Origin of the sequence: Peptacetobacter sp. AB800, from assembly GCF_047807365.1 — a bacterium.
Lineage (GTDB): Bacteria > Bacillota > Clostridia > Peptostreptococcales > Peptostreptococcaceae > Peptacetobacter.
This window is the reverse complement of record NZ_JBLOUI010000004.1, coordinates 80,087-90,877: the sequence shown is the minus strand read 5'-3', so window position 1 is coordinate 90,877 and position 10,791 is coordinate 80,087. Positions and strand designations below refer to the sequence as shown.

Annotated in this window: 10 protein-coding genes; 4 read left to right on the top strand and 6 right to left on the bottom strand. The window is 31.9% G+C overall.

All coding sequences use genetic code 11. The features are described from left to right. Nucleotides 1-121 precede the first annotated feature (121 nt). Nucleotides 122-478: a hypothetical protein gene (locus ACK2WN_RS03205; protein ID WP_330000367.1), complete on the top strand. Its 357-nt coding sequence runs from the start codon at nucleotides 122-124 to the stop codon at nucleotides 476-478. A 32-nt stretch (nucleotides 479-510) separates the two neighbouring features. Here ACK2WN_RS03205 and ACK2WN_RS03200 read toward each other — a convergent pair whose 3' ends face one another. The 4 genes from ACK2WN_RS03200 to ACK2WN_RS03185 form a co-directional block, all read right to left on the bottom strand. Beyond that, nucleotides 511-1,437, bottom strand: a complete 927-nt coding sequence (locus ACK2WN_RS03200; RefSeq protein WP_300531542.1) for a SufB/SufD family protein — start codon at nucleotides 1,435-1,437, stop codon at nucleotides 511-513. Then, the gene (locus ACK2WN_RS03195) at nucleotides 1,430-2,173 is read right to left on the bottom strand and encodes an ABC transporter ATP-binding protein (RefSeq protein ID WP_300531539.1); all 744 of its coding nucleotides are present in this window, start codon (nucleotides 2,171-2,173) and stop codon (nucleotides 1,430-1,432) included. Before ACK2WN_RS03195 ends, ACK2WN_RS03200 begins: the two co-directional genes overlap by 8 nt. A gap of 220 nt (nucleotides 2,174-2,393) precedes the next feature. After that, on the bottom strand, nucleotides 2,394-2,660 hold the full coding sequence (locus ACK2WN_RS03190; protein ID WP_300531536.1) for a hypothetical protein: 267 nt from the start codon (nucleotides 2,658-2,660) through the stop codon (nucleotides 2,394-2,396). A gap of 124 nt (nucleotides 2,661-2,784) precedes the next feature. Continuing rightward, on the bottom strand, nucleotides 2,785-5,130 hold the full coding sequence (locus ACK2WN_RS03185; RefSeq protein WP_416154827.1) for a cell wall-binding repeat-containing protein: 2,346 nt from the start codon (nucleotides 5,128-5,130) through the stop codon (nucleotides 2,785-2,787). A gap of 401 nt (nucleotides 5,131-5,531) precedes the next feature. Between ACK2WN_RS03185 and ACK2WN_RS03180 the strand changes: the two genes are divergently transcribed. The 3 genes from ACK2WN_RS03180 to ACK2WN_RS03170 all read left to right on the top strand — a co-directional run bounded on the left by ACK2WN_RS03180 (nucleotide 5,532) and on the right by ACK2WN_RS03170 (nucleotide 8,399). Then, nucleotides 5,532-6,089, top strand: a complete 558-nt coding sequence (locus tag ACK2WN_RS03180; protein WP_416154826.1) for a hypothetical protein — start codon at nucleotides 5,532-5,534, stop codon at nucleotides 6,087-6,089. 218 nt (nucleotides 6,090-6,307) lie between these two features. Further along, on the top strand, nucleotides 6,308-6,685 hold the full coding sequence (locus ACK2WN_RS03175; protein WP_300531861.1) for a hypothetical protein: 378 nt from the start codon (nucleotides 6,308-6,310) through the stop codon (nucleotides 6,683-6,685). A 34-nt stretch (nucleotides 6,686-6,719) separates the two neighbouring features. Continuing rightward, nucleotides 6,720-8,399 (top strand): cell wall-binding repeat-containing protein, encoded by a 1,680-nt coding sequence (locus tag ACK2WN_RS03170; RefSeq protein ID WP_416154825.1) that lies wholly within the window; start codon nucleotides 6,720-6,722, stop codon nucleotides 8,397-8,399. 434 nt (nucleotides 8,400-8,833) lie between these two features. Here the strand turns inward: ACK2WN_RS03170 and ACK2WN_RS03165 are convergent, their stop codons facing one another. Both ACK2WN_RS03165 and ACK2WN_RS03160 read right to left on the bottom strand, forming a co-directional pair. Continuing rightward, entirely contained in the window at nucleotides 8,834-9,616 is a 783-nt protein-coding gene (locus ACK2WN_RS03165) for a Cof-type HAD-IIB family hydrolase (protein ID WP_300531929.1), read from the bottom strand. A gap of 153 nt (nucleotides 9,617-9,769) precedes the next feature. Further along, on the bottom strand, nucleotides 9,770-10,768 hold the full coding sequence (locus ACK2WN_RS03160) for a GGGtGRT protein (RefSeq protein ID WP_118549455.1): 999 nt from the start codon (nucleotides 10,766-10,768) through the stop codon (nucleotides 9,770-9,772). Nucleotides 10,769-10,791 lie beyond the last annotated feature (23 nt).

The following is a 10,791-nucleotide window of genomic DNA, read 5'->3' as shown; positions in this document are numbered from 1 at the left end:
ATCGTTCCAAGGAGTGATACTACGACCTCTATCTTTAATCAGATTATCTCACATAGAAAATGAGATAGGAATGAAAATTAATAAAATTAAATTTAAATATATTATACGAGGAGTGATTATTATGAAAAAATTTCTATCAATCTTACTAATAGTCCCACTTATATTTTCATTAGTTGCATGTACAAAACAAAACGAAGAACTATCAAAATGGGATTGCTCAGTAGCATGTGCAGAAGAATCCACTGAAAACAACTATATAGTTACCTACAGCAACGAAAAAATCATATCAAAAACAGGACTATTAACTATCCAAAACAGAAACGACTTTGACATAGCGGTTTCACTACATCAAACTTCTGGTGAAGAAGAAAAAACTGTAGAAATAAAAGCTAATGGGGTAACAACATTACACAACATAGAAAAAAACAAAGAATACACACTTGGCTGCCACGCTGACGTAAAAAAAGGGATGCCATAAAAATCTGACATCCCTAAATATTATTCTTCAATTTATTTTAAGAAACAATTTAATATCTGCTGTTCTGCTTCCTCTTCAGTTAAACCTAGAGTCATTAATTTTAATATCTGATCCCCAGCTATTTTACCTATAGCAGCTTCATGAACTAACATAGCATCTGGATGCTCTGCAGATATTTCTGGTATTGAACTTATCTTAGCATTTCCCATAAGTATTGAGTCGCACTGAACATGTGCTGAACACTGATTTTCCCCTATTACTCTTGGATTGAATACCTGAACAGAATTGTCCTGTCCAACAGTACGAGATATAACCTGAGCTGAAGAATCTTCTCCTTCAAGTACAACTTCCATATTAGATTCAGCAAACTGGTCATCGTGAGTTAATAATCTTTCAAGAACAACTATTTTTGCATTTTTACCTAAAGTTGCTTCAAGATCTCTCTTAGTAGAGTCAACTCCTCTTATCTGAACTGTTTCCATTTCGCAGTATGAATCTTCTTCCATTTCAACTATTGTCACAGGATTTAGGATTCTCTTTCCTCCACCTTCAGTTCCTTCTCCATAATGTTTTTCAGTGTATTTTAATTTTGCTCCTTTTTTAAGAACAAATCTATGTATACCATCATGCTGACTATCATCGCAACCGCAGTTGTGTATACCACAACCAGCTATTATAGTAACTTCTGCATTTTCGCCTATTATAAAGTCGTTGTATACTTTATCGCTAAATCCAGACTGAGTAACTATTACTGGTATATGAACATCCTCTGGTTTAGAATTTGGTTTTACTATTATATCTATACCTGGTTTATCTGTTTTAGGTATTATATCTACGTCTTTAGTAGATCTTCTTTCTATACCTTCACCATTTTTTCTTATATTAAATGCCCCAAGAATTGGATTACCCATTCTCATATCGGCAACTTCTTTTAATAAGTCTAAATCCACTCTATCCATTGTAAACCGCCTTTCCCTGTATTTCACATACAGTTCCATTTACCTGGTTTAATATTTCAGGTAATATCTCATCTTTGCTTCCACTAGTTTTTATTTTTCCATCTTCTAATACTATTATCTGGTCAGCAAGTTCTAGTATTCTTTCCTGATGAGATATTATTATTATAGTCTGGTCTTTTTCTTCGTGCATTTTCTGGAAGCTTTCATTTAATTTACCAAAGCTCCATAAATCTATCCCAGCTTCTGGCTCGTCAAATATAGATACTTTTAAATCTCTTGCAAATAAAGTAGCTATTTCTATTCTCTTCATTTCCCCACCAGATAAAGAGTTATCAACTTCTCTAGTTAGGTATTCTTTTGAACATAGACCAACTGCTGCTAAGTACTGGCAACAATCTTCTTTTGGAAGATCTCCACCATGAGCTAATTTTAATAAATCTTCTACTGTCATACCTTTTATTCTAGGTGGCTGCTGGAATGCATATCCTATTCCCATTTTAGCTCTTTCTGTTATAGATTTTTCTGTTATATCTTCTCCATCTAAGATTATCTGTCCTTTTGATGCTTCTGATATACCCATTATAACTTTGGCAAGACTTGATTTTCCACCACCGTTTGGGCCAGTTATAACATATAGCTTTCCTTTTTCAAAATTAATGCTTAAATCATCTATTATATTGCGTTCTTCTCCGTTTTCATCTACAACATTAAAGAACACATTCTTTAACTCTAGCATTCTCGTTCCTCCATTCGTAAAATAAACCATCTATAGGATAAGTTTTTAGTCTTTTTTTAAAAATAATTCTACATTATATATGTTATCAATATTATCTGTTTTTATCAACAAAATAGAGTTCAAATAATCAAATTTTTCTTACTAAACATACTTTTTTCCTATATACGAAAAAACGGCTATCAATCAAATCTATAATTCGATAGATAACCGTCTAATTTCTTTATTTTTTCTTCTTTTTTTTCTTACTCTTTTCTTGTTCTCTAATTCTTATAGCTTCTTTTTCACTCTTTGGCGCCTTTGCAGCTTCTTCTTTTTCTCTTTTCTTAACCTTGTAATAGAAATAAGATAAATCTGCTATGATAAGTGCTAAATACACACCTGTAAATATCATAGAGTTTTTATTTAATTCAAAGTTATAGCTTTTGTAGAATATAAGAACAAATACTGGTAGTGAGAATAAAATTCTCATTGCTGGATTTTCTCTCAAAATTTTTACCCCCTTAAATCCTCTGAATTCTTTAACTCTCCACTACATAGTATATAGCTTTTTTAATATAATATATAGCCCCTTTTTTATTTGTTTATTATTTAATTTTAATTAATTTACTAATTTATTTAAATAAATTTCTAAGCTGTGAAGTCACTGTTACGTTAGATCCTCCACCAACCTGTGAAATTTTTTCTACACTTTTCCCTAATAATGCTGATTTCTGTCCAGTAGATAGATTTTTTCCGGCTAATACTATTGGAGAGTTTTTCTTTGCTGCAAATGCCCCTACTGATAATCCATCTATTAATTTATCCTGTCCTTCTGAACCATCTTTAACAACGAAAACATATTCAAAACTAGACTGATTATAGAATTTTTTAATTATAGCTGCATTTGTTTCGCTTCTATTTGCACCACTAACTCTTTCTGGGTTTTTTAGAGAAACTTCTACACCCTCTGGAACAGCTGCTTTCCCACCTATTATATAAGTTTTTTCTATTGCTGAGTCAGAAAGAATTTTTTCAGCACCTGGAGTTTCTCCTTTTTTATTAGATAGTATTATTGGTATATTTTTCTGTCCTGCTGCTGCACCAAAACTTATTGCGTCTGCAAGTCCACTTACACCATTTACAACAGCTACCTGGTCTATTGCAGCACCTTCTGATTTCATCTCATTTGCTATAGCTACACCAGTTGCATATCTATCGCTTCCTGATATTCTCTCAACAGAAATTCCCATACTTTTTATCCGTGACTGAACATTTTTAGATATTACAGATTCTCCACCGATTATATATACTTTTCCTACACCAAGTCTTTTTAATTCTTCCTTAGTAACATCTTTTAGACTATTTTTTTCTGTTAATAATACTGGTGCATCTTTGTATGCTGCGAGTGGTGTTGCAGCAAGTGCATCTACTATCGCACCACCATTAGAAATTATTGCAGTATTTGCACTGCTCCAACCTCTTTGACTTGTTTTAACTGCTGTTTCATATCTATTAGATCCTATTATATCATTTGGATTTAGATTTTCTTTTGTAACTGCTTTTATAGCAAAATTCATTTTACTACTATTTCCAGAGTTAATATCTACAAACTTGCCATCTACTAGCTTAAAGCTCTCTCCCTTATTAGCATTAGCTTTAAACCAACTTACATTTCCTGTATTTCCATCTGTAAGTATAGTCGCCATTTTATCATTTTGCATTTTTAATACTATTGCACCTTTTCCCGCTGGAACCTGTACAGAGTCTACAGGAACAGTAACATACCCTGTTTCATTTAATGTTCCAGATGCAAGTAATTTTAAGTTGCTATTCTGAGGAACTCCATTTTTAACTTTAGCATAGTATATTTCGTATTTACTTCCTAAAGTTGTATTTCCTATTGTTATACCTTCAATAGTTTCATTATTTCCGTTGAAGTTAAATACGTTTGCTATAACTATGTTTTTTCCTCCCATTTCAACATATCCACCTTTTTCAAGCTGGTATACTCTATTTCCTTTTTTAGCTACATTTTTTATTGAGTAATTATCACCTGCATGAAGAAGTGTTTTATCTTCATAAGATACCCAGAAATATCCTCCCTCTGAGTTATAATTTCCCCAACTATTTTTAACTAGCCAAGCTCCATCGTGTTCAGGTTTAACTTTTCCTGTGAAGTTATCTCTGCTATAGCTATCATCCCAACCAACTACAGTAACAGCGTGGTTCTGACCTATATTGTAATCTACATAGTAGGCATTTTCATCCTTGCTTGTGTATTCAGAAAAGTTTCCATACCCAGATACTACGCCGCCGTATTTTGATATAGCATTTTTTATATCTGACTGATTATTTTTTATAAATATAGTGTCAGTTACATCGTAATCTATACCTTTTGCAGTATTCATATTTGAAGGTTTTGTGTCATGAGTATTATACTTTAATTCTGATTCAAGTTTTGGTCCGTCACCAGATGTAAAATATCCCATAGATAGAAGATTTGAAGTACCTTCCTGATCTCCAACATTCCATCCATTTGTTCCACCTTTTGCCCACCATCTCATATGTTCTTCTGATAAATCAGTTTGTCCATATCCGTTTGTGGCAAGATAAGACTCCATCCCTGCAATTCCTGCAAATGCCCAGCAAACCCCTAGATTTTCTTGGTCTTTAACTGCAGTATCCTTTCCCAATTGTCTTGGATCGTAACCTTTTGGAAGATATCTACTTTTTCTAGCTACACTTCCAGAAACACGAGTTCCATCTACATCAAATGGCATCGGAACTCGTTCTGTCTTGTCTACTGTTCCATTTTCTACATCTTCAATATATTCTTTAAACTCGTCTGTTGGCTCTATTTGATTTATAGAAGTGTCTTTATCCTTTATGCTCAATCCAGTATCAGCAAATGCAATTGGAGTTGCACTTATCGCTATTGCAGTTGCTGTGATTACCGACATGGCTTTTTTATTCATCATATATATCTCCTCCAATATATCTAAAATGTTTATCTTATGCATAATTATTATCATTCATTATACAATGCTTTATCTTATTTTTCATTATACATTATTTCATAAATCTATTGGATAATTTTTTTATATATTAACAAAATAGTCATTACTTAAACTTAAATATTTCATAACTGTAATATTTCAGTCACTTATAATTCTTGACTTTTAACTATTTTTAAAGTATTATTTGTGAGTATGCGTCTTCAAAAAACTCTTAATTAAAATAGATTTTAAGAAAAATTGCTTTTTTCTTTAGACTTTTTTTAATTTTGTGTTATGAATTTTTTTAGATTTGAAGAACATAATATAAATATAGAAAGTAATTACTTTATAAATACGATAAATTTACAATGGAGGTGATCGTTATGAAAAAAATATATATAGTTTCTACATATACAGGTACAGTGCTTGCCCATTTAATAAGGACGATCACTAGAAAACCATATTCACATATTTCTATTTCTCTTGATGATAGTTTGGAAACAATGTACGCTTTTGGAAGAATTAATCCTAAAAATCCTCTAGTAGCTGGATTTGTTGAAGAGGGAATAGATAAAGGTCTTTATGAAATAAAGAAAAACACTATATGTAGAGTGTATTCTCTAGAAATAGACGACGATAAATACGAAAAACTTAGAACTAATATAAATCAAATTAAATCAGTTAAATCTCTTTATAGCTATGATTTAATCTCTTTAATAGCTATACCACTTGGTCTTGGTAGAAAGCCTGAGTTTGGATATGTCTGCTCTACATTTGCAGCAGATATGCTTAGTAAAAGTGGAATTAAATTATTAAACAAACCATTTTACACTGTTCAGCCGAATGACTTCTACAATCTTAAAAGGTTGACACTTGAGTATGAAGGTTTACTTAGAGATTATAATAAATTTAGAGCTACATATAGCATTGATACAATTTAATTTAAATACAAGATGGTGCTGCTACAAAACATTATTTCTTTTGTGGCAGCACTTTTTTACTAATGACAATTCTTTACAAGTTTTGATAAAACGTATCTTTTCAAATAATTTGTGCTATATTAAAATAAAAAGGTAATTTTTATCAGAGTTAATAAAAGCTAACTTATACTTTGGTAATTATGTTCAGAAATATATAATCTTTTTATTAGGAGGTTTTAATGTCTAAAAAAATAAATATTATTTTTAAAAATATATATACTGCTTTATTCCCTATTGTAATTTTAGTATTTTCATATATGTACAGAATTGCTCTGGATGCATTTCAAAATATGGAAAGCAACTTCCATATTTTTATAGGAATTGCTTATGCACTTTGTTTCCTATTATTTATATCAATCGTTGTTTTGAGCAATAAATCAATACATATCGTATCAGTTATAATAGGTATATTATTGGCAATTATTTTATTAATACCATATATTATGCCGTTCTCTATTATAAATAGCTCTTATACAACTCCACTATTGATCTTCAATATGTTGTTTGTATGCCTTGCTATTTATGTATTTTTCTTTATGATTAGAAAATCTAACTGAGATTTCTAATAGATTATTTTGAGGAGATGATTTTATGAGATTTAAAAAATCTGCATCAGTTCTGCTTTCTGCGGCACTTGTTCTAGGTGTATACTCTGCAAATCCTATTTCATCTGAAGCTGCAGCTACTGAACAAGTATTGGCAGGCTCAAACAGACACAGTACTGCTGTGCAAGTAAGTCAAAAGGGTTGGAGTTCTTCAGAAAATGTTGTACTTGTAAATGACTCTGCAATAGCAGATGCATTAGCTGCAACACCACTTGCAGAAGAATTAAATGCACCAATTCTTCTTACTGGTAAAAATAAGCTAAACAGTACTACAAAGTCAGAAATAGAAAGACTCGGCGCAACAAATATCTATCTTATAGGTGGTGAATCTGTATTATCAGATAATTTATCTGCTGAGATTTCTGGAATAACTTATAGGATTTCAGGTAGTAGTAGAGAAAAAACTGCACTAGCTATAGCAAAAAAGATAAATGAGTTAAACCCTGTAAAGACAATTGCTGTTGTAAATGGAACTACTGGTCTTGCAGATGCTGTTAGTATAGCATCAGTTGCAGCCGAAAAAGATATGGCTATAATCCTTTCAAATCCAAAATCTGGTATTAGTGCATCTAAGGATTTTATAAACTCTACAGGTATTGAAAAGTCATATGTTATCGGTGGAGATAAGGCTGTTTCTGATTATGTGATGTCTTCACTTCCTGGAGCAGAAAGAGTAAGTGGATCAAATAGAAATGATACAAATGCTAAGGTAATAGAAAAATTCTACACAAGTAGTAGCTTAAATAATATATATGTAGCGAAAAATGGTTCGGGAAATACTGGTCAACTAATTGATGCCCTTGCTGTAGGTGTACTTGCTGCTAAAAATAGCTCTCCTGTTCTTATAGTTTCTAACAGTTTAAGTGCTAGTCAGAGAAATGTTGTTAGAAGCAAGGAAATCGGCATCGTTACTAGAGTAGGTGGAAACGGAAATGAAAGTGCCTTTGAAGAAGTAAAAGAGCTTCAAGGAATAAAACCTGCCGAATTAAAGCTACCTGGTGAAATGTTATGCTCTTGGTACTTTAAGTATAAACAATATGATCCAGATACAGGACTTACAAATCCTTTTTATACTTACAACGAAAGTTTTAAATTTACAGAAGACTATTATTATATTTCTGGCTATAAATTAAAATACAAAGTTACAAAGATAGATGGAAATCAATTCTATGTAAATATATATAACCCCGAAGAATGGGGCGGTGGTATTGCTAAGGAAAAATATATATTAGATGGAAATAGTTTACAATACTATTACTATGATGATTATCATGGTTCTTATCATCAAGATGCTACACATTGTAAAGGTATAACACTTCCTAATTATCTCTATAAAGAATTTTATAGAGATGATAATCCTTGTATGTATATAGACGGAAGTGATATTACAATATTTGGTAAATCTTATAAATACGAAACTATAGTTCTACACAATAGTGTTTATAATGAACATATAATTAGAGCTGTTGATAATGGAAAAGTTATTTATTTTGATATAGGACAATGGGGAAATAAAGTTGCTATATCATATGCATATGAAAATAAATATAATCATTTATTCCCATTTAAAACAAATTGGAAATCTATAGCAACTTTTAGTTCTATGCCTTTATCTAGTGAAATACTAGGAGATATAGAAAATCTTCTACCTGGAATGGAAGTGTAGAAAATTTGTATAATTTTTAAAATAAGATAATAAAAAGACTCTTATCTAAGCATATTGCTTTTATAAGAGTCTTTTTTTCATATACTCTATTTTTTGATACTACTTGTAATATATAAATTTAAAAATAGAAATTAAAAATCTAGATTTTAATAAAAGTTTTATAAAAAGGGTTGTCGCATTAACACTAGCTAATACGACAGCCCTTTTCGTTCTATTATTTCTATTTTTTAAGTAGATAAATGATTGATGTTGCAATTATGTAATAGGCCTTTAAGTAAGTAATCACAAATTAATTTGCATCGACAATTTCGCAAGCGCCCCATACCTCAAAAGGTATTACAAAAGCTATGGGGCGCTGAGGACTGGAGAGCAAATAATTGTGATTACTCACTTAAAAAGGCCATTGCTTAACTGCAACAGCCTCATTTTATTTCTTATAATATTTTTTCTAAGTACGTAGCAATCCCATCATCTGCTATAGCGTCAGTAAACTCATTTGCTACCTCTTTAAGCTCTGGTACTGCATTTCCCATAGCTATACCATGAGCTGCAGTCTGTATCATCTCTATATCATTTCTTCCATCACCAAAAGCATATGAGTCTTTTAATTCTACACCTTCAAGCTCTATAGTTTTTAACAGACCTTCACCTTTAGAATTTTTCACTGGATACATTTCATATACTTCACCTGGGTAGTTTTTAAAACAATTAAACTCTCCCTGATCTAATGACTCACAGTATTTACACCCTTCTTCATCTACTGGAAGCATCTCTATCTTAAATACATCTACATCATCTATATCAAAATTGTATTCTAAGAAATCATCTGTTATCCCGTATTCTCTGTAGTATGATACTAATCTAGTGAACTCTTTTTTTAGGTAACTGTATTTTGGTCCCTGCAGACAATAGTCTATATTTAATCTCTCACAGTTTGAAACTACTTCCTTAACAAGTTCTTTATCTATTCCACTAAAGAATTTTGTTTCGTCGTTTATTAAAACCTGAGCTCCATTACCTAATACAAATCCGTCAAATCCAAAGTTTAATAGTTCTTTATTTAGGAAAGCATAAGGTCTACCACTAGATACAAATGCTACATTTCCAGCTTTCTGAAAATCTTTTATAGCTTTTTTTACTCTATCACTTATATCCATAATTCCTATTGTACAATCTATTAACGTACCATCGACGTCAAAAAATGCCGCTTTTTTCATATAACTTCTCCCCTCTTAAAAGTATTTAATCCCTAGCTTATTTCTACCTATGTAAAATACACAAGTCAAACCTTTTCCTGTTTTGTATAAACTAAAAGCAGCCTGTAAAATACAGACTGCTTTTTATATTAATCAATCATTATCAATCAATTATTATTTGTTTGATTCTTCAACAGCAACTGCTACTGCAACTGTTGCACCAACCATTGGGTTGTTACCCATTCCTATAAGACCCATCATTTCAACGTGAGCTGGAACTGATGAAGATCCTGCGAACTGAGCATCAGAATGCATTCTTCCCATAGTATCTGTCATACCGTAAGAAGCTGGTCCTGCTCCCATGTTGTCTGGGTGAAGAGTTCTACCTGTTCCACCACCTGAAGCAACTGAGAAGTATTTTTTACCCTGTTCTATACATTCTTTTTTGTATGTTCCTGCAACTGGATGCTGGAATCTTGTTGGGTTAGTTGAGTTACCTGTTATAGATACGTCAACACCTTCATGATGCATTATAGCAACACCTTCTCTAACATCATCAGAACCGTAGCATTTAACTTTAGCTCTGTCTCCGTTTGAGAATGGAGTTTCTTTTACTATTGTTAATTCACTTGTGTAATAGTCGAACTGAGTCTGAACATAAGTAAATCCGTTTATTCTAGATATTATGTAAGCAGCGTCTTTTCCAAGACCGTTTAATATAACTCTTAGAGGTTTTTTTCTAACTTTGTTAGCTTTTTCAGCTATTTTTATAGCACCTTCTGCTGCTGCGAAACTTTCGTGTCCAGCTAGGAATGCGAAACATTCAGTTTCTTCTCTTAATAACATTCCACCTAAGTTACCATGTCCTAAACCAACTTTTCTGTTGTCAGCAACAGAACCTGGTATACAGAATGCCTGAAGTCCTTCACCTATAGCTTCAGCTGCATCTGCTGCTTTTGTGCATCCTTTTTTAAGAGCTATTGCAGCACCTAAAGTGTATGCCCAACCTGCATTTTCGAATGCTATAGCCTGAGTTTCTTTTACTATTTCATATGGATCAAATCCTTTGCTTTTGCAAAGTTCTCTACAATCTTCTAAAGTTCCTAATTCGTATTTTTCTAGAACTGGAGTTATCTGGTTTATTCTTCTTTCATAACTTTCAAATAATGCCATTATTTTCACCTTCCTTATAGATA